Here is a 17,558-nt window from a genome sequence, read left to right as displayed (position 1 = left end):
TTTCCTGTTCGATATGAGATCAAATTGTGATGCGTCTGGGTGCAGTACCGCTTGATCGCGGAGTAATAAAAGCCATTTTCCTGGTTTGTCTTGCCGACGGCATTGTCGGGCTCTCTTACGGTTCGCTGGCGGCAGCGGAAGGGTTTCCGCTATGGGTGCCGATTGCACTATCAACGCTGGTGCTGGCGGGCGCGTCGGAATTCCTGTTTATCGGCATCGTGGCTGGCGGCGGCAGTCCGTTAACGGCGGCGGCGGCGGGTTTGCTGGTCAACGCGCGTCATCTGCCGTTTGGCATTGCGGTGAAAGATCTGGTTGGTAAAGGCAGCCGCAGTTTGTTGGGATGCCACATCATGAATGATGAAAGCGTGGTGTTTGGTATTTCCCAGCCAAAACTGGCGCAACGTCGTGCCGCGTACTGGATTTGCGGATTAGGTATTTTCACCATCTGGCCGCTGTCGGTAATTGGCGGTGCGGTGATCGGGCGCTTTATTCCCGACGTATCGGCCATTGGTCTGGATGCGGTGTTCCCAGCGATCCTGATTGCCCTGATATTCCCGGCGCTGCGTCAGCGTCGTACGCTGATCCCCGCTACGCTCGGCACCACGCTGTCTGTGCTGGCGACACCGTTTGTGCCAGCGGGCATGCCGGTGCTGTTTTCACTGTTGGGATTACTGAGCTGGCGGGAGCGTAAAAATGCAAAATAACCTGATCATTGGCGGCATCGCGCTGCTGGCGGTGGGCACTTATGCGATTCGTTTCGCCGGTTATCGCCTGGGCAGCCGCATGCAGATGTCGGATCGCGCACGCAATATGCTATCCGATGCTGCCACCGTTTTGCTGCTGGCGGTGGCCGTTACCACCGCGCTGTTTGAAGGCACGCATTTTGCCGGCGTGGCGCGCATCGCCGGCGTGCTGTTTGCGGTGTTTTTGGCCTGGCGGCGCACACCGCTAATCCTGGTGATTATCGGTGCCGCGCTAATGACCGCGTTGCTACGTTACTTCGGCGTGCCCTGATCGCGCCAGGTTTGCGCACGTAATTCATATACCAAACTGGCGGGCGCGCCCGGAACATCGTGAACCTGGCCGTAACAGCGCAGTCCCGCCTTTTCCAGTACCTGCTGTGATGCTATATGATCCTGACGCACCGCCGCATCAATAACCGGAAGCTGGCATTCATCGAAGCCATAAGCGATAACCCTTCGTGCAAACTCGGTGGCGAAACCTTTTCCCCACGCCTCTTTCGCCAGACGATAGCCAAGATTGTTTACCGGCTTGCCAGCAAACTCGCGCACCGATAAACCACCAAATCCGATAACCTCATCCGGCTGTTCCCGCAGGCAAATTGCCCAGTTACCAAAGGGAAAGGATTGCCAGTGCGCCAGCCAGCGATTTAACACCTCCTCTGCAAAGGCTAAATCGGGAAAAGGGCCCGCTGGATTAAACATGTTGGTTTCAGGATCGCCATAGATGGCAAACAGGCGCTGAACATCGGTGGGTTCAACCGGAGGAAGAAACAAACGTGATGAAGTGAGTTGCATTGTCGTAACCTTTTGTAGCCGGAACCGGCGTTATCTTCCTGATGAGTTTTGTTACTGTGATACTCCACGGATTACTAGCATAGAGGAAAACGTATGAAACCGCGTTTAGCCCGCTGTGATGAAACGGCCACGTTGTGGCGCATCCGCAACCTTGCCATTCGCCACGGTTGCCGGGGCGTTTATCCCGCTGATGTTATCAGTGCATGGACACCCGATGCGTTACCGTCCGGCTATTTCGAGGCGGTCAGAAGCCATCCGTTTTATGTTGTTGAGGATGCTGAATATGGCGTGGCCGCGACCGGATTTCTTGACTTGCACAACGGCAGCGTTGAAGCGATCTTCACGCTGCCCGCCTGCAACGGCAAAGGTTATGCCAGCGCCATCATGCAGGTAATCATCGATGAAGCGCGTCAGCGGGGTTTTGATAAACTGACACTCGCCGCCACGCCCAACGCGAGCGGCTTTTATCTGCGTCACGGTTTTCGTGTGGTGCGTGAGACGCTTTATCCCTCGGCGCTGGCACAAGCCGATCTTCCCTGCGTCGAAATGGTACGCGAGCTTTAAGGCTAAAATGAAAAAAAGTGAAAACAACAAGGACGGCGCGAATATGGTCATTAATTGCGTAGCGTATCGCCACGGTAAGCGTGAAGAGCATGTCGACATCGCTGATATTAGTGAAGTATTAAAAGAAGAGAAATCCTTTGTCTGGATGGGTTTGTACCAACCCGAACCGGCCTTTATGCAGACGCTGCAGCAGGAGTTCAGCCTGCACGAACTGGCAATTGAAGATGCGCTGGTAGCGCATCAGCGACCAAAGATTGAGCAGTACGGCGATTCGGTATTTATTGTGGTAAAAACCGCGCACATGGACGATATGCAGCGCATCACCTTCGGCGAAACCCACTTCTTCCTTGGCAAAAACTTCCTGATCACCGTGCGTCACGGTTCATCGGAAGGTTATGCCGACATCCGCACCAAAGCCGAAAAGAACCACGCATTACTGTGTGAAGGTCCGGGTTATGCGCTCTATTGCATCCTCGATTTCATCGTCGATAACTACAGCAAAATCACCGAATCACTTAACGATCGCATTGGCGGGCTGGAACAGGGCATGTTTACTACGCGTTTTGACAGCGACGCGTTGCAAAACGTCTATCACCTGCGCCGTGAACTGCTGGCGCTACGCAATGCGGCGCTGCCGGTGACGGAAATCTGCCAGCAGCTGGTGCGCTTCCACGAAGATATCATCCCGAAAAATCTGCGCGCCTATCTGCGTGACGTACAGGACCACGCGCATCACGTGATGATCGATGCGGAAGACATGCGCGAAATGCTCACCAGCGCGATGCAGGTGAATCTGGCGCTGGTGTCGGTGCAGCAAAGCGAAGTAAACAAAAAGCTCGCCGGTTGGGGGGCGATCCTGATTGTACCCACCATCATTTTCAGTATGTACGGCATGAACTTCCCCGATATGCCGGAGTTGCACACGCACTTTGGCTATCCCGCCGTGGTGGGCATTACTGTTGTTATCTGCTGCGTGATGTGGTGGCGGCTGAAAAAGGCCGGTTGGCTTTAACCGCTGAATGCCTGCATTTTTTACAACTTCCTGCGATCTGGAGCGAAAGATGTCCTTTAATATTGGTCTGCTGCTGTTCCCCAACCTCACGCAGCTCGATCTCACCGGTCCGTGGGAAGTGTTTGCCCGCATGCCCAACGCTAACAATTATCTGATTTGGAAAGATCGCCAGCCGGTGATGTCGGATCGCGGTCTGGCGATCGTACCCACCGTAACTTTTAACGATTGCCCACAACTCGATTTGATCTGCATTCCCGGCGGTCCCGGACAAATTGCGCTGATGGACGATGACGAAACGCTGGATTTTGTCCGTCGTATGGCGGAGAACGCCAAGTGGATAACTTCAGTGTGTACCGGTTCGCTGGTGTTAGGTGCTGCGGGATTGTTGCAGGGATATCGCGCGACGTCGCATTGGGGTTCGCTTGATCAACTGAGCTTGCTCGGTGCCACGCCGGTAGCCGAACGCGTTGTGCGCGATCGCAACCGCATCACTGGCGCGGGCGTCACCTCGGGCATTGATTTTGCGTTAACCGTAGCGGAAGAGCTGCTTGGACGTGAAATCGCAGAAAATATCCAGCTGCAGATGGAGTACGATCCGGCGCCGCCATTCCATTCAGGTTCACCGCGCAGCGCCTCGCCGCAACGTTTGGCCGAGGCAAAAAGCCAGATGCAGGATTTTATTGCTCGCCGACGTGCGGCGACAGAAAGTGCCGCTGCACGGCTCAAGCGCGAGGAGTGAAAGCTGGCGATTTCAGCCTGAAATCGCCACAGTTGTTACTGCTTAATATGCGCTGGCAGTAGGGCGCACGGTGATTTCACTGGTATCCACTTCGCCAGGTTGATCGATGGCCCAACTCACCGCGTTGGCAATCGCTGCTGGCTGGAGCGCGATCTGGCGATAGCTTTTCATCGCTTCACGCGCGGTGCTATCGGTGATGCTATCCGCCAGTTCAGATTCGACTACGCCGGGATTGATCACTGTAACCCGCAGATGTTGCGACTCCTGACGCAGGCCATCGGAAATCGCGCGTACGGCGAATTTAGTGGCGCAGTAAACGGCGGCGGTCGGCGAAACGGTTAGCGCGCCAACCGAAGCGATATTAATAATGTGACCAAACTGCTGCGCTTGCATGGTGGGCAGCACCGCCGCAATGCCATACAGCACGCCGCGAACATTGACGTCGAGCATCAAGTCCCATTCATCGACTTTCATTGAACTCATGGGTGACAGCGGCATGACGCCGGCATTGTTGATCATCACATCAATACGGCCATATTTTTCCCGTGCAAAATCGGCCAGCTGCTGGGTATCAGCGCGTTGGGTGACGTCGGTAGCGAGATAATCCACGTTCGCGCCGCCAAAACGCAGCGCTTCACTTAACGCTTGCAGACGATCGGTGCGGCGCGCGCCAAGCACCAGTTGATGGCCTTGCTGCGCCAGATGACGTGCAATGCCTTCGCCTATGCCGCTGCTGGCACCTGTCAAAATAATCACTTTCTTCGCTGTGTTCATGATGCATTCCTCGTTGAATTGACGAGGCTATTGTTGATAAATCACGCAATGCGCAACAGACCGGATTGTGGCGCATCTTTGCCTGATCCTCTCGCGTGCATTGTGCAAACAGCAGCTTGATGGCTATGCTTTGCCTGAATATCTCAGTGGAAATTATTTATGTCGCAATCCGTGCAACAGCGCACCTGCGCTTTACTCAGCCAGCTGGCGCGTCAGGAAGGCTATACCGAATCACTGCTTGATAGCGTGCGCTTTATGCGGGCCGATCGGCAGTGGGCGCGCACGCCGGTACTGTATGAGCCGAGCATCATTATTATTTGCCAGGGATCAAAACGAGCTTTCCTCGCCGACAAGATGTATCGCTATGATGCGCAGCACTATCTGGTGTTGTCAGTGCCGCTGCCGTTTTCTGCCGAGACGGAAGCCACATCAGAAGAGCCGCTGCTGGGCATCGCGATTCGTCTGGATGTTGCCATGGTAGCGCGGCTGGTGGCGCAGCTGGCCAGCAGTGAATCGGCGGTAACCGCTGCGCCGGCGGGCATCATCTCCACACCAATCAATGAAATCCTGGCGCAGAGCACACTGCATTTACTGGAAGCGTTGAGCGATCCGCTTGAAGCCAAAGTGTTGGGACCCGCGCGGGTCGAAGAGATCTGTTTTCGCGTATTAATGGGCGAGCAGGGTGGCGCGGTGCGTGCAGCGTTAACTTATCAAGGCCATTTTGGTCGTATCGCGCGGGCTTTGCAGCGTATACATGCCGACTGGCGTCAGCCGCTGGATGTACCGCATCTGGCGAATGAAGCCGGGATGAGCGTGCCGCGCTTCCATCTGCATTTCAAAACGGTGACGCAAACCTCGCCGATTCAATATCTAAAATCGCTGCGATTGCATCAGGCGCGTCTGATGATGATCCGCGACAATCTTACCGCCGCAGGTGCCGCAGCGCGTGTCGGCTATGAAAGTGATTCGCAGTTTAATCGTGAGTTCAAAAGGCTGTTTGGTCGCAGTCCGGCAGAAGAGGCGCGGGAGATGAAGCGGGCGTTTGAGTTGTTACCGCCGGAGCAGCTGTCCGGCCGATTACAGGCGCATTAGCTTAGCGAATGCTCATGATGGCGACGACCATCAAAATCCAGAATACCGCGCAGCCGGTAAACATCATTTGCCAAACTACACGGCGTTCAACTGTCAGAAAAGAAGTGAAACGTGAACGTAAAATCGATTGCATAGCGACCTCAAATCAGAATTTAAGAAGAAAGTTCGTTGGCTGAAGTAAGAAATCCCTGTCAGCGAATCAGACTATTCTGTCTTTTATGAGGTAATGAAATCGACGAGACCAGTCTTGTTTTTGGTCTGGAATGTAAACCATAAATAAAAGAAAAGCCGCGCAGGGCGCTGATCCCTGAGCGGCTGAACACTACGCATTTACTCGCTAAACGTTGCGCGTCACGCCACCATCAACACGAATATTCTGAGCGGTAATATAGGCTGCGCCAGGCGAAGCCAGGAAGGCGATGGTCGCCGCCACTTCTTCAGACGTACCGTAACGCTGTAATGGCACACTATCCCGACGTTCATCGGTTTTCGGCAAGCTGTCGATCCAGCCAGGCAGCACATTGTTGATGCGGATGTTATCGGCCGCGTAGGCATCAGCAAAGATTTTGGTGAAGGATGCCAGGCCGGCGCGGAACACCGCTGAGGTCGGAAACATATCGGTTGGCTCAAACGTCCAAGCGGAGGAGATGTTGATAATGCTGCCGCCGCCTTGTTTCTGCATGATTGGTGTGACCAGACGCGTGGCGCGTACCACATTTAAAAAATAGGTTTCCATGCCAAGCTGCCACTGCTCATCGGTTAACGCCAAAATCGGCGCGCGCGGACCATGACCGGCGCTGTTCACCAGCACATCTATTCGGCCCCAGCGCGCCAGCGTTTGATCCACCAGTTTCTGCAGATCCGCTACCGACTGATTAGAACCGGTCACGCCCAAACCGCCCAGACGCTCCGCCAGCGCTTCACCTTTGCCGGAGGAGGAGAGGATTGCCACTTTATAGCCATCGCTTGCCAGTTTCTCAGCCGCTGCTGCTCCCATTCCGCTGCCACCGGCGACGATTATTGCAACTTTTTCTACTGTCATCATTGATCTTCCTGTTAATTAAAAATCGATTAAAACCAGTATAAAAGGTAATTTTGGCAGCAGAGAGTCAGTCTGTTTGCCAATTGACGATAGGAAAACTACAGGATGAGTCAGGGATTCAGCGAACTACCGCCGCTCAATGCGTTGAAAGTGTTTGAAGCGGTGACGCGCCATCTTAACTTTCGCCTGGCGGCAGAAGAGTTAGGCGTCACACAGGGCGCGGTGGCGCAGCAAATTCGTGGTCTGGAAGCCAGCCTTGGACTGAAATTGTTTGATCGATTGCCGCGCACGCTGGCGCTGACCGGCGCGGGTGCGGGCTATGCGGTCAGCATTCGTCAGGCATTTGAATTGATCGATGAAGCCACGCGCACGCTGCGACCAGAACCGAATCGCTTAACGCTGAGCGTTACACCCACCTTTGCCAGCCGCTGGATGCTGCCGCGTTTACCGGGCTTTACCACCGCATGGCCGGATATCGATCTGCGCGTGTTGGCTTCTGAGCGGCTGGTGCAGTTTCATCATGAAGGCGTCGATTTAGCGGTGCGTTATGGCAGGCCACCGTTTGGCGCGGGTCTTGATGCCACTTTGCTGTTTAGCCAAACGGTATTAGCGGTGGTTAGTCCTGCGCTGTTAGCCGAGCTTGGCGATCCGGCAGCAAGCGACAACTTTCAGTGCTACGCCTTGTTGCACGATGGTCACCATCTGTGGCCTGCATTTCTCGCGTTTACCTTCCCGAATTTATCGCTGCATCATCAGCATCACCTGCGTTTCAATCAAACCGCGCTGGCGCTGGAAGCGGCGATCAGCGGGCAGGGCATTGCGCTCACCAGCCCGCATTTCGTGCAGAACGATCTCGCCAGCGGACGGTTGGTGCCCGCGTTTACGCAGCAAATGACCCTGGATGCCGGTTGGTATCTGGTGTGGCCGCGCCGTCCGCGTCAGCAGGCGCCGGTGATGGCGGTGCGCGATTGGCTTTTAGCGCAGGTTAGCGACTGATATTTGTTCAATAACGAAATCAGTAAAACTGATGATCCACGCAGGATCATGAATGTTATAACTGCTTAATGATGCAGACATGGGGTTTTATCCTGTCAAGGCAGTGAATTAGCAAAATATCGCGAAAATTCAGCAAGTAAAGCAACGGATTGCGCGTTGCATTCTGCCGGGGGCTGTGAATAAATACGGAGTCAATTTTAATAAAAATGCCATAAAGGCCAGGTTTACGCCTGAAAAAGATCTTTGCATATGACCGATCATAAAGATGTTTTAGCCAGGGATATTAGCGCCAAAAGTGAAAGCATGCAGGCGCATCTCATCGCCATCCGCCGTGATATACACGCGCATCCGGAGCTGGGTTTCGACACCGTCCGCACTGCCCACATCGTTGAGCAGGAACTGCTGCGCCTGGGTCTGACGCCGCAAACCGGCGTTGGCAGAAGTGGCGTGATGGTTGATATTGTCGGCGCGCATCCTGGTAAAACCGTGCTGTTACGCGCGGATATGGATGCGTTGCCAATCCACGAACAAACCGGCTTACCTTTCAGCAGCCAATATCCCGGCAAAATGCACGCCTGCGGACACGATATTCACACCGCGACGATGCTCGGCGTGGCGGCGATAGTGCCGCACTATCGCGCGCAGCTGCATGGCACGTTACGTTTGATTTTCCAGCCAGCAGAAGAGACGCTCGATAGCGGGGCCGAAGCGATGATCGCTGATGGCGCGGCAGAGGGCGTCGATCTGGCCATCACGCTGCACAACAAACCGGAACTGGCCGCCGGTGAAATCGGCTTAACGCGCGGCGCCAGCACCGCTTCCAGCGATGAGTTTGATGTGGTAGTGCACGGTAAATCAACCCACGCGGCCCGTCCGCACATGGGAACCGATCCGATCATTGCTGCCGTCAATCTGGTGAGCCAGCTGCAAACCATTATTTCGCGCGAACTCGATCCCGCCAATTCAGCGGTGCTGACCATCGGCCATATTCATGGCGGCACCACTCACAACATTATTTCCGATAGCTGCCTGATTCAGGGCACAGTGCGCGCCAAATCACCGGCGGCGCGTGCGCACATTGAAGAGGCGTTCAAACGTATCTGCGCGGGCGTCGCGCTGTCGCTGAATGTGCGCGTTGAGGTCAATTATCAGCGCGGTGTACCGCCGTTGATGAACGACGATGCGTTGATTGATGTGCTGGAACCGATTTTGTCGCATCAGTTTGGTAAAGCGATTATCGCCAAACCGAGCGCCAGCTTTGGTGCCGAAGATTTCTCGCTGTTTACCGAGCGCGCGCCAGGTTGCCAAATCCACATTGGATCCGGTGCACCGGGACGCGACGACCATCTGCATAATTCGGATTACCAACCCGACGAGCGCAGTATCCATGCCGGCACGCAGGCATTAGCCCGTTTAGCCATTGATTTACTCTCAAAATAACGAACTTAGAGGTTTTATGATGATGCGTAATGGACTGTTTACCGCTTCTGTGGGCATGCTGCTGCTTGCCTCTTCCGCTCTGGTGCAGGCAAAAGATTTTGGCACGCTGAAATTCGCCACCGAAGCCGCTTATCCGCCATTTAACCAATCTACGCCGAACGGCAAAATCGTCGGTTATGAGCCGGATATGGTGGCTGAAATCGCTAAACGAGCCGGTTTCAAATACGAAATCGTGGCACAGAAATGGTCCGGTATGATTCCGGGTTTAGTCGACGGCAAATATGACGCGGTAATCGATGCCGTGACCGTCACGCCGAAGCGTGAAGAAGTGGTAGATTTCTCCCGCCAATACACCGTCAGTGTTTCAGGTTTCGTCACCCTGAAGGGCAGCGCGGTTGATACCTTGCCAGGCAATGGCGAAGTGGTGCTGGCGGATGACGAAGCCGCGATGACCAAATCTATCGATGCGCTGAAAGCCAAATTCAAAGGCAAAACCATCGCGGTACAGGTTGCCACCATTCAGGCGGACTTCCTCAACAAATATCTGGCGGATGTGGCGACGATTCGCACGTATCAGGCCGGCCCGGAAACCTTCGCCGATCTGCTGAATGGCCGCGTTGATGCGGTAATGGCATCACGCACTAACCTGAATGCCTATGTGAAAAAGCATGCGGATACGGTGAACAGCACTGGTTACGGTTTCTCGGGCGGCGTGTTGGGCCAGGGTTCCGCTATCGCGATTCAGAAAAACAATCCGGAGCTGAAAGCGGCGCTGGATTCGGCGTTAAATTCCATGATCAAAGATGGCACGCTGAAGCAGCTGTCTGAAAAATGGTTCGGCGAAAACGTCGCACCTAAAGAGTAATTCCAGGCGCTTATGGCTATTGATTGGCAAATCTTAGGTTTTGGTGACGAAGGTTGGGGCGGCGTGTTGCTTAACGCCGCCACAGTGACCGTCACCGTTTCATTGTGTGCATGGCTGCTGGGCGCAATCCTTGGCAGCCTGCTGTGTTGGATGCAGATTGCTGGCGGGCGCTGGCAACAGCGGTTCGCCAACGGCTACATCACGCTGTTTCGTGGTGTGCCGGAGCTGCTGGTGATCTACCTGTTCTATTTTGGTGGACGTCAGGTGGTGTCGTTTGTCGGGGAAAGTCTCGGCTTGCAAGGTCCGTTCGACGTGAACGGCTTTGTCGCCGGCGCGATTGCCATCGGCCTCATCTCCGGCGCATATCAAAGTAGCGTGTTCCGCGGTGCGTTCTACGCAATCCCGAATGGGACGCTGGAAGCCGCAACGGTTACGGGCATGGGCCGTTTGATGCTGTTCCGCCGCATGATCGTGCCGCAGGCGCTGAAAACCGCGCTGCCGGGCATGGGAAATCAGTGGCAATCGGTGATCAAGGAGTCGGCGCTGGTTTCGGTCACCGGTTTGGTGGAAACCATGAACCAGATCTCCACCGCCTCCAACTCGACGCAAATGCCGTTCTTCTTCTACAGCGTTGGCGCGGTGATCTATTTGATCATCACCACCTGTTCCGATTTTGTTTTCCGCTATGTGGAAAAAGTGGCCATGCGCGGGCAACAACGCGCGCGGTTGTAAGGAGCCACGATGGATGTCACTTTCCTGCAGCACACCTTAGCTGCACTGCTGCGCGGCCTGCCGCTGACGCTGAATCTGGCGCTGCTGTCACTGTTGGGCGGCGGCGTATTGGCGCTGCTGCTCAATCTGCTGCGGCAGAATCGCTTCGGAAGCTACGTTACGCGTTTCTATGTCTGGGTGTTTCGCGGCACGCCGCTGCTGATTCAGATCTTCATGATCTATTACGGCCTCGGCAGCTTGCCAGCGGTGCGCGAAAGCGTGCTGTGGCCGCTGCTGCGCGATCCTTATTGGTGCGGTTTGATTGCATTAATTCTTAACGATGCGGCTTACACCTCGGAGATTCTACGCGGCGGGCTAAACGCAGTGAGCGTGCAGTCGCTGGAAGCTGCCAAAGTGAGCGGTATGTCGCGCTTCACCACGCTGCGCCGCATTACGCTGCCGCTGGCGGTGCGTCAGGCATTACCGGCTTACAGCAATGAAATTATCTCGATGATCAAATCGACCTCGCTGGTCAGCACCATCAGTTTGATGGAGATGACCGGCATCGCTGATTCAATCGTCTCTGAGACCTTCCGCGCGCTGGAGGTGTTTATCAGCGCGGCGATTATCTATCTGCTACTGACCGTGCTGGTGAGTAAAGCGGTGGCGCTGCTGGAGCGCCGTTTGTCCCCTTATCACGTTGGAGCACGTCCATGAGTAAACCCACTATCGTCCTGAGTCATCTCAGAAAAAGTTATAGCGGGCACGAAGTGCTGCACGATATTAGCCTGACGGCCCAGGATGGCGACGTGATTTCGCTGATTGGTGCCAGCGGCTCTGGCAAAAGTACCTTATTGCGCTGCATTCCATTTTTAGAAGTGCCGCAGGGCGGGGAAATCGCGGTGGGTGACGAAGTGGTCACTATCGATAATCCCGATGAGAAGTTGAGCCGCGAGCAGCAGCGCCGTATCAAGCTGATGCGTATGCAGCTCGGTTTTGTCTTCCAGGGTTTCAACCTGTGGCCACACAAAACCGTGCTGCAGAACATCATCGAAGCGCCGATTCATGTGCAGAAGCGCAGCAGTAAAGAGGCGATTGAAGAGGCCGAAGCGCTGCTGCAAAAAGTGGGATTGTACGAGAAGCGTAACGCGTGGCCATCGCAGCTTTCGGGTGGTCAGCAACAGCGCGTGGCGATTGCCCGTGCGCTGGCGCAGCAGCCGAAAGCCATTCTGTTTGATGAGCCAACCTCCGCGCTTGATCCTGAGCTGGTAGGCGAAGTGTTGCGCGTGATTCGTAGCCTGGCGGAAGAGGGGCGCACCATGATCATCGTCACACACGAAATGGGCTTTGCGCGCGATGTCTCGAACAAAGCGGTGTTCCTGCATCAGGGCAAGATTGAGGAAGCCGGTTCGCCGCAGCAGGTGTTCAGCGATCCCCTTTCCGCGCGCTGTCGCGCATTTGTGAGTAGTCACTTACAGCGCAATAGTTAACAACAGTTTCATTTCCCTTCGCACCAGCAACGAGAGTGAGCTGGTGCATTTCTTCTGCGCCTCATGTTTTACCTAAATTTCTTCCTAATTGAAGCTATTGCTCTAGCAACGGGTGGTCCGGATAGCAGCAACCACGCGCCAGGCACACTTCTGAAAACACGCGACGACCGAGAAAAGTCGTTGAATCCCTCTACGGCGCGGGTTAAAACGTTTGACTTTAGTCAGGCCTCCTTTGCTGGAGTACTTCTTTACTGCATAACCACGGAACTCTATGCCGCACACTTACCGACCATGGATGAAAAGGTATTGGCTGGTCTGGCTGCTGTTAACGCTGATCACCTTGATAGCGTTATTTACCGATCAAATTTTGCAGCAGCAGCGTGTCGGCGAGGCGCGATTTAATCAGCAGTTTAACCGTCTCGCCGCCTATCAAACGCAGAATGAAACGCTGTTGCCGCTGCTGAATGGCGATGAGGAACTCGCCTCTTTGCAGAGCAAATTCCCCCAGCTTGTCCTGTTGGAACACACCGTAAATCGTCCGTTAACCGCGCCGCGTTTTGAAGAAGTGAGCGGTGGTCGCTATTGGCTCTACAATCCTTACCGCCAGATTCGCATGCTGATCGATTTGCATTTTGCCCTGCAAACCTCGGATGTGGCGCTGGCTCTGGCTTTTCATATCCACGCACCGCCCGCCATGCAAACGGTGAACTATTCGGACACCGCGCGCTGGCAATGGCAGCGGCCGTTCATCAATCACTATCAGCCATTCTTGCTGAAAGGCAGCGCCAATCCCGACTGGCGTGCGCTGCATGCGCTGCCATTTATGCTGGCGCTGCTGGTGTGGCTGGTAATTGGCGGTTTGGGCTGGTGGCTGCTGCGTCACTGGCGTCAGCACGTGGAGATGCGCCTGCGCGCGGACTATTTCCAGCGTACGCGACGTGAAGCATTGGGCGAGTTTACCGCCGGCATCATTCATGAAATTAATCAGCCGCTGACAGCCATCAACACCTGGCTGCACAGCAGTGAGCTGCTGCTGAAACAGGGCAAGTACGAGAATCTGCCGCAGGCGCTCAACGCGATGAACCTGCAAACCGAGCGCCTCGCGGCGTTGCTGCAACGCTTTCGCGACATCGTGAGCGAACGTCCGGTGGCGATGACCGCCGTGAATCCGGAAGCCATCTGGCGGCGCGTGACGGTGCTGCTGCAACAGGAACTGGATGACGGCGATGTCACGCTGCGTCAGCAGTGGCAGCACGGTCAGGCAAAAGTATTGAGCGATCCCCAATGGCTGGAACAGGTGTTCCATAACCTGTTGCAGAACGCCATTCACATGCAGCAAGGACGTCCCGATGCATGGGTGAACATGGCATCTGAACCTATTCCTCACGGCATCAAAATCATCATTAGCGATAATGGTCCCGGCTTCTCGGCGGAAGGATTAGCGCAGGCTTGCATGCCGTTTTACAGCTCGCGCGCCAATAGCATGGGATTAGGCATGACGCTGGTCGAGAGCTTGATGTTACGCATGAACGGCCAGCTGCGGCTGGCAAATCGCGCTGCAGGCGGCGCGGAGATTACCTTAATTTTCCAACTGGCGGAGTAACGGAATGGTCGCAAAGGTTTGGTTAGTGGATGATGATTTATCCGTGCGAGAATCGCTCGGTTTTCTGCTTAAGACGCTGGATTACGACGTGGCCGATTTTGCCGATTTGGCCACATTTGAAGCGGCTACGCAGGCGCAACAACCGCTGCGCGGCTGTTTGCTGTTGGATGTGCGCATGCCGGGCATTAGCGGTCTGAGTTGGCTGGCGGAGCAGGGCGATCGCCATCCGCTGCTGCCGGTGATCATCATGACCGGTCACGGCACCATTGATGCCTGTCGTCGCGCATTTCGTCAGGGCGCATTTGAGTTTTACACCAAGCCGCTGGAGATAGAACCGCTGTTGGAGACCATTCATCTGGCATTCAGCGAAAGTGAGCAGCGTGCCGATCGCTGGCAGTCGCAGCAGGGTTTGCAGGCGCGGTTTGCGCTGTTATCGGCGCGTGAAAGTGAAGTGATGCAGTTGATGATTGCCGGGCAAACCAGCAAAGCGATCGCGCGTGATTTATCGCTATCACCGCGCACCGTGGAAGCGCATCGCGCGGCGGTGTTTGCCAAGTTGGAACTCAATAATCTCGCGCAGTTGATTCACGCCTGGCAGCAGCTGAACCAGGTATAACTACCAGGCCGAACGGGTAATCGCCCGCATATTTCTTTTGCCCGCCGCGCTTTACAGTGTCACTCACTATTAAACAGGAGTGACACATGAACATCCGCCTTTCTCTGATTGCCGCTGCGGCGGCCCTGGTATCCTTCGGCAGCCACGCTGCATTAACCGAATCCAACCTGTCCCTGACTGACGCACAGAAGCTGGCGAGCGCCGCGGTTCAATCGTGTGCGGCGAAAAACTACAACGTCACGGTGACCGTGGTGGATCGTGCTGGTTTGTTGAAAGCGGTGCAGCGCATGGATAACGCCGGTCCGCACACCGTTGAAGCCAGCCAGATGAAAGCCTACACCGCGCTGAGCACCAAAAACCCAAGCGGTAAAGTGATGGAAGCCGCACAGAATAATGCTGGTGCGCAGAACATGCGTGATATTCCAGGCTTCCTGCTGCTGGCGGGCGGTGTGCCGGTGAAAAGCGGCGATCAGGTGATTGGCGCAATCGGCATCGGCGGCGCACCGGGCGGCCATCTGGATGAAGCCTGCGCGGTGGATGCGTTGAAAGTCATTCAGTAATACGCACCAGGTCGTCATTGATGGCGACCTGGTTAGTTACGGCGCGACAGTGCAAAACAGACTAACGGCATCGGCAAGGTAAACAGCAGCAGTTCGACGGGCAACCGTGCCCGACCGCGTGCCTGTGACAGCATAATTAGAGAGATAGCGATTGTCGGAGTTAAGGCAAGCAGTGCAAGCGAAAATCTATCGCGAAATCATACTAAAGGCCCGCCGCAACGGGCCAAAGGCGTTAAGCGAGGATGCGTTTAGCCCAGGATTCAATCTCGTCACCGCTGCCGATATCCAGCTGCACCAAACCGTTGGTGATGAAGGTTGGTGAAACGTGGATACCGTTTTGCCGCGAGTATTTGCTGTGCCATTTGATTTCATTCTGCAGCTCGGCACGCAGAAAAGGTTCGCGCGCGTTAACGCCGCTGTATTGCTCCAGACGATCAAGGATCTGATTCGGCGTGGCATCCATATTCGGGCCGTGGCTGTGATCGGTAAACTCGAACTCTTCACGATGATCCGCCACCGCTTGCAGCACCTTTTTGGCGGCTGCTTTGCCCTCCGGCAAGGTTGAGGCGGCAAGGATGTAGCGCACAATCACGCCGGAATACATATGCCACGGCTGTGATTGCAAACGAATTTTTAATGTCATCTTCTCTTCGCCCACCCGTTGCAGCAACGCGTCCAGCTTGTTGAATGCGCGCACGGAGAACGGGCAGGTGGGTTCCAGAAATACCTCAAACACTTTCGGGCCGTGGCCCCAAACCAGCGGATCGGCGTGTAATGCGGTGGATTGGCTCATGGTCATTCCCTGTTGCAGCGATAAAGTTGTCTTACTTTGGCAAAGCACGGCGCGAACAGCCAGCGTGGGCTTGTGCTTTTTTGTTACAAAGCCATTCGATCGCTGCAAATGTGGCGAAAGGAAAATCGTTTTATAGATCCGCGAGCTACAAGAAACTCAGCCTGCAACCGTCTTGCACAGAAAATAAGCGGCTATAGTTAATCCTGTTTCAATCTTCTTACTTGTAGCATTTTTGATTCATTTGCCTGGAGCCAAACGTTAAGAGCATCGAGGTTCAATGTGTTTGCCAATCTCTCCTGGAAAATCATTCATCAGGTTCTTAATGAAACCATTGCCGAGTTAATGGATGAACACCAAACGCTGGACGTTCCCACTTTGCGCGAGCGGCTGCTGGAGATGGCGGAAAGCGAATCCGATGAACTTATGGTGTTGTGTTACTGGCAAGCGAGCAAAGTGCTGACGCGCTTGCCGCCCACGGTGACCGCCAGCCAACTGATTGAAGAGGCGCGCGTCGCGTACCGCACGCCGCTTAATCACGATCCGCTTTAACCCTTGATGCTTTTCAGCGTTTTAATCGCGTTAAAGCGGCTAAGTGACGGATTAATGGTCAAGAGCGGGAAACACGCTCTGCTAAACTTGCCCTGTCAAAAACGTGGATACAGAGGACAGTAATGAAAATCAAAAGTTATGCCGCCTTGAACGCGGGTGAAGCGCTGGTGCCTCATGAGTATGAAGCCGGTGAACTGGCTGCTGAAGAGGTGCAGGTTGAGGTCGATTACTGCGGTGTTTGTCACTCAGATTTGTCGATGATTGATAACGAGTGGGGCATCTCCTCGTTCCCGGTGATTGCCGGCCACGAAGTGATTGGTCGCATCAGCGCGTTAGGGGATGCGGCGCTGAATAAAGGCTTGAAAGTGGGCCAGCGCGTGGGCATCGGCTGGACGGCGAAAAGCTGCCAGCACTGTAATGCCTGTATCAATGGCGAGCACGTTAACTGTGAGAACGGTTCGGTGCCAACCATCATGAACAAAGGCGGTTTTGCCAGCCATCTGCGCGCCGACTGGCAATGGGTGATCCCGCTGCCAGAAGCGATGGATTACACCTCGGCGGGTCCGCTGCTATGTGGCGGCATCACCGTGTTCAAACCGCTGTTGATGCATCATGTCACCGCCACCAGCCGCGTCGGCGTGATCGGCATCGGCGGCCTGGGCCACATGGCGATTAAATTGCTGCGTGCGATGGGTGCAGAAGTGACGGCATTCAGCTCCAACGCCAGCAAAACCGAATCAATCAAAGCGATGGGTGCGGACCGCGTGGTAAATAGCCGCGACCCGCAGGCGCTGAACGCGCTGGCCGGTCAGTTTGATTTGATCATCAGCACGGTGGCGGTGGATCTTGACTGGGCACCGTACTTCCAGGCGCTGGCTCCGCACGGTAAATTCCACACCGTCGGCGCAGTGATGAAGCCGTTTGAAGTGCCGGCGTTCAGCCTGATTATGGGCGATCGCGCGGTGACCGGTTCCTCTACCGGTTCACCAGGCCAGCTGCGTTCACTGATGAAACTGGCGTCGCGTGCGGATATCGCACCGCAGGTGGAAGAGTTCCCGATGTCTAAAATCAATGAAGCGCTGGATCACGTACGCGCGGGCAAAGCCAATTACCGCGTAGTGTTGAAAGCCGATTTCTAAATCTCAATGACCAGATCGCCATAAATGGCGATCTC

21 protein-coding genes are annotated in these 17,558 nt (G+C 55.0%); 17 read left to right on the top strand and 4 right to left on the bottom strand.

The features are described from left to right. The first annotated feature begins 29 nt into the window (after positions 1-29). Together AAF463_RS23355 and AAF463_RS23350 are read left to right on the top strand one after the other, a co-directional pair. Positions 30-704: an AzlC family ABC transporter permease gene (locus tag AAF463_RS23355; RefSeq protein WP_110867038.1), complete on the top strand. Its 675-nt coding sequence runs from the start codon at positions 30-32 to the stop codon at positions 702-704. After that, positions 694-1,014, top strand: coding sequence for an AzlD domain-containing protein (locus AAF463_RS23350; RefSeq protein WP_008109204.1), 321 nt, complete (start codon positions 694-696; stop codon positions 1,012-1,014). The genes AAF463_RS23355 and AAF463_RS23350 overlap by 11 nt, the downstream gene beginning before the upstream one ends. On the opposite strand, the gene AAF463_RS23345 is transcribed toward AAF463_RS23350, so the two are convergent. Then, positions 996-1,538, bottom strand: a complete 543-nt coding sequence (locus tag AAF463_RS23345; RefSeq protein ID WP_350262242.1) for a GNAT family N-acetyltransferase — start codon at positions 1,536-1,538, stop codon at positions 996-998. The genes AAF463_RS23350 and AAF463_RS23345 overlap by 19 nt on opposite strands. Positions 1,539-1,631: 93 nt before the next feature. Here AAF463_RS23345 and AAF463_RS23340 point away from each other — a divergent pair, with 93 nt between their 5' ends. Genes AAF463_RS23340 through AAF463_RS23330 form a run of 3 tightly spaced genes read left to right on the top strand, consistent with a single transcriptional unit; the run spans position 1,632 to position 3,853 of the window. Next, entirely contained in the window at positions 1,632-2,102 is a 471-nt protein-coding gene (locus AAF463_RS23340; RefSeq protein WP_101761149.1) for a GNAT family N-acetyltransferase, read from the top strand. 43 nt (positions 2,103-2,145) lie between these two features. After that, positions 2,146-3,114 (top strand): magnesium/cobalt transporter CorA, encoded by a 969-nt coding sequence (corA, locus tag AAF463_RS23335; RefSeq protein WP_217548511.1) that lies wholly within the window; start codon positions 2,146-2,148, stop codon positions 3,112-3,114. A 49-nt stretch (positions 3,115-3,163) separates the two neighbouring features. Next, positions 3,164-3,853 (top strand): DJ-1/PfpI family protein, encoded by a 690-nt coding sequence (locus AAF463_RS23330; RefSeq protein ID WP_110867036.1) that lies wholly within the window; start codon positions 3,164-3,166, stop codon positions 3,851-3,853. A gap of 42 nt (positions 3,854-3,895) precedes the next feature. Here the strand turns inward: AAF463_RS23330 and AAF463_RS23325 are convergent, their stop codons facing one another. After that, positions 3,896-4,627, bottom strand: a complete 732-nt coding sequence (locus AAF463_RS23325) for an SDR family oxidoreductase (RefSeq protein WP_350262241.1) — start codon at positions 4,625-4,627, stop codon at positions 3,896-3,898. 159 nt (positions 4,628-4,786) lie between these two features. Here AAF463_RS23325 and AAF463_RS23320 point away from each other — a divergent pair, with 159 nt between their 5' ends. Next, positions 4,787-5,719: an AraC family transcriptional regulator gene (locus AAF463_RS23320; protein ID WP_350262240.1), complete on the top strand. Its 933-nt coding sequence runs from the start codon at positions 4,787-4,789 to the stop codon at positions 5,717-5,719. A 337-nt stretch (positions 5,720-6,056) separates the two neighbouring features. On the opposite strand, the gene AAF463_RS23315 is transcribed toward AAF463_RS23320, so the two are convergent. After that, positions 6,057-6,761 (bottom strand): SDR family oxidoreductase, encoded by a 705-nt coding sequence (locus AAF463_RS23315; RefSeq protein WP_110867237.1) that lies wholly within the window; start codon positions 6,759-6,761, stop codon positions 6,057-6,059. Between the two features lie 105 nt (positions 6,762-6,866). On the opposite strand from AAF463_RS23315, the gene AAF463_RS23310 reads away from it, so the two are divergent. The 9 genes from AAF463_RS23310 to AAF463_RS23270 all read left to right on the top strand — a co-directional run bounded on the left by AAF463_RS23310 (position 6,867) and on the right by AAF463_RS23270 (position 15,042). After that, a complete protein-coding gene (locus AAF463_RS23310) occupies positions 6,867-7,757 on the top strand; it encodes a LysR substrate-binding domain-containing protein (RefSeq protein ID WP_350262239.1) in 891 nt (296 codons plus the stop codon). Positions 7,758-8,006: 249 nt separating this feature from the next. Then, a complete protein-coding gene (locus tag AAF463_RS23305; protein ID WP_350262238.1) occupies positions 8,007-9,197 on the top strand; it encodes a M20 family metallopeptidase in 1,191 nt (396 codons plus the stop codon). A 16-nt stretch (positions 9,198-9,213) separates the two neighbouring features. After that, on the top strand, positions 9,214-10,062 hold the full coding sequence (locus tag AAF463_RS23300) for a transporter substrate-binding domain-containing protein (RefSeq protein WP_217547709.1): 849 nt from the start codon (positions 9,214-9,216) through the stop codon (positions 10,060-10,062). Positions 10,063-10,074: 12 nt separating this feature from the next. Then, positions 10,075-10,794, top strand: a complete 720-nt coding sequence (locus AAF463_RS23295; RefSeq protein ID WP_217547707.1) for an ABC transporter permease subunit — start codon at positions 10,075-10,077, stop codon at positions 10,792-10,794. Between the two features lie 9 nt (positions 10,795-10,803). Next, positions 10,804-11,490 carry an ABC transporter permease subunit gene (locus AAF463_RS23290; RefSeq protein WP_061719022.1) on the top strand — a complete coding sequence of 229 codons (687 nt, stop codon included), beginning with the start codon at positions 10,804-10,806 and terminating at the stop codon, positions 11,488-11,490. Next, positions 11,487-12,263, top strand: coding sequence for an ATP-binding cassette domain-containing protein (locus AAF463_RS23285; RefSeq protein ID WP_350262237.1), 777 nt, complete (start codon positions 11,487-11,489; stop codon positions 12,261-12,263). Before AAF463_RS23290 ends, AAF463_RS23285 begins: the two co-directional genes overlap by 4 nt. A gap of 295 nt (positions 12,264-12,558) precedes the next feature. Further along, positions 12,559-13,866, top strand: coding sequence for an ATP-binding protein (locus AAF463_RS23280; protein ID WP_350262236.1), 1,308 nt, complete (start codon positions 12,559-12,561; stop codon positions 13,864-13,866). A 4-nt stretch (positions 13,867-13,870) separates the two neighbouring features. Then, positions 13,871-14,482, top strand: coding sequence for a response regulator (locus tag AAF463_RS23275; RefSeq protein WP_350262235.1), 612 nt, complete (start codon positions 13,871-13,873; stop codon positions 14,480-14,482). 86 nt (positions 14,483-14,568) lie between these two features. After that, the gene (locus AAF463_RS23270; protein ID WP_350262234.1) at positions 14,569-15,042 is read left to right on the top strand and encodes a heme-binding protein; all 474 of its coding nucleotides are present in this window, start codon (positions 14,569-14,571) and stop codon (positions 15,040-15,042) included. 232 nt (positions 15,043-15,274) lie between these two features. Here AAF463_RS23270 and AAF463_RS23265 read toward each other — a convergent pair whose 3' ends face one another. Continuing rightward, the gene (locus AAF463_RS23265) at positions 15,275-15,835 is read right to left on the bottom strand and encodes a thioredoxin (RefSeq protein WP_101761137.1); all 561 of its coding nucleotides are present in this window, start codon (positions 15,833-15,835) and stop codon (positions 15,275-15,277) included. Between the two features lie 279 nt (positions 15,836-16,114). On the opposite strand from AAF463_RS23265, the gene AAF463_RS23260 reads away from it, so the two are divergent. Then, positions 16,115-16,384: a hypothetical protein gene (locus tag AAF463_RS23260; protein WP_101761136.1), complete on the top strand. Its 270-nt coding sequence runs from the start codon at positions 16,115-16,117 to the stop codon at positions 16,382-16,384. A 122-nt stretch (positions 16,385-16,506) separates the two neighbouring features. Beyond that, on the top strand, positions 16,507-17,523 hold the full coding sequence (locus tag AAF463_RS23255; RefSeq protein ID WP_350262233.1) for an NAD(P)-dependent alcohol dehydrogenase: 1,017 nt from the start codon (positions 16,507-16,509) through the stop codon (positions 17,521-17,523). The last annotated feature ends 35 nt before the right edge of the window (positions 17,524-17,558 follow it).

It is taken from the genome of Pantoea sp. BJ2 (assembly GCF_040255075.1).
In the GTDB taxonomy this organism is placed as follows: Bacteria; Pseudomonadota; Gammaproteobacteria; order Enterobacterales; family Enterobacteriaceae; genus Pantoea; species Pantoea leporis.
Note: the sequence above shows the minus strand (reverse complement) of the source record. Positions and strands in the feature narration are given on the sequence as shown.

What these genes read in the sequence shown, in the direction of transcription:
- AAF463_RS23355 (WP_110867038.1), top strand. Translation starts at nt 30, where the DNA reads ATGCGTCTGGGTGCAGTACCGCTTGATCGCGGAGTAATAAAAGCCATT.
- AAF463_RS23350 (WP_008109204.1), top strand. Translation starts at nt 694, where the DNA reads ATGCAAAATAACCTGATCATTGGCGGCATCGCGCTGCTGGCGGTGGGC.
- AAF463_RS23345 (WP_350262242.1), bottom strand. Translation starts at nt 1,538, where the DNA reads ATGCAACTCACTTCATCACGTTTGTTTCTTCCTCCGGTTGAACCCACC.
- AAF463_RS23340 (WP_101761149.1), top strand. Translation starts at nt 1,632, where the DNA reads ATGAAACCGCGTTTAGCCCGCTGTGATGAAACGGCCACGTTGTGGCGC.
- corA (WP_217548511.1), top strand. Translation starts at nt 2,146, where the DNA reads ATGGTCATTAATTGCGTAGCGTATCGCCACGGTAAGCGTGAAGAGCAT.
- AAF463_RS23330 (WP_110867036.1), top strand. Translation starts at nt 3,164, where the DNA reads ATGTCCTTTAATATTGGTCTGCTGCTGTTCCCCAACCTCACGCAGCTC.
- AAF463_RS23325 (WP_350262241.1), bottom strand. Translation starts at nt 4,627, where the DNA reads ATGAACACAGCGAAGAAAGTGATTATTTTGACAGGTGCCAGCAGCGGC.
- AAF463_RS23320 (WP_350262240.1), top strand. Translation starts at nt 4,787, where the DNA reads ATGTCGCAATCCGTGCAACAGCGCACCTGCGCTTTACTCAGCCAGCTG.
- AAF463_RS23315 (WP_110867237.1), bottom strand. Translation starts at nt 6,761, where the DNA reads ATGACAGTAGAAAAAGTTGCAATAATCGTCGCCGGTGGCAGCGGAATG.
- AAF463_RS23310 (WP_350262239.1), top strand. Translation starts at nt 6,867, where the DNA reads ATGAGTCAGGGATTCAGCGAACTACCGCCGCTCAATGCGTTGAAAGTG.
- AAF463_RS23305 (WP_350262238.1), top strand. Translation starts at nt 8,007, where the DNA reads ATGACCGATCATAAAGATGTTTTAGCCAGGGATATTAGCGCCAAAAGT.
- AAF463_RS23300 (WP_217547709.1), top strand. Translation starts at nt 9,214, where the DNA reads ATGATGATGCGTAATGGACTGTTTACCGCTTCTGTGGGCATGCTGCTG.
- AAF463_RS23295 (WP_217547707.1), top strand. Translation starts at nt 10,075, where the DNA reads ATGGCTATTGATTGGCAAATCTTAGGTTTTGGTGACGAAGGTTGGGGC.
- AAF463_RS23290 (WP_061719022.1), top strand. Translation starts at nt 10,804, where the DNA reads ATGGATGTCACTTTCCTGCAGCACACCTTAGCTGCACTGCTGCGCGGC.
- AAF463_RS23285 (WP_350262237.1), top strand. Translation starts at nt 11,487, where the DNA reads ATGAGTAAACCCACTATCGTCCTGAGTCATCTCAGAAAAAGTTATAGC.
- AAF463_RS23280 (WP_350262236.1), top strand. Translation starts at nt 12,559, where the DNA reads ATGAAAAGGTATTGGCTGGTCTGGCTGCTGTTAACGCTGATCACCTTG.
- AAF463_RS23275 (WP_350262235.1), top strand. Translation starts at nt 13,871, where the DNA reads ATGGTCGCAAAGGTTTGGTTAGTGGATGATGATTTATCCGTGCGAGAA.
- AAF463_RS23270 (WP_350262234.1), top strand. Translation starts at nt 14,569, where the DNA reads ATGAACATCCGCCTTTCTCTGATTGCCGCTGCGGCGGCCCTGGTATCC.
- AAF463_RS23265 (WP_101761137.1), bottom strand. Translation starts at nt 15,835, where the DNA reads ATGAGCCAATCCACCGCATTACACGCCGATCCGCTGGTTTGGGGCCAC.
- AAF463_RS23255 (WP_350262233.1), top strand. Translation starts at nt 16,507, where the DNA reads ATGAAAATCAAAAGTTATGCCGCCTTGAACGCGGGTGAAGCGCTGGTG.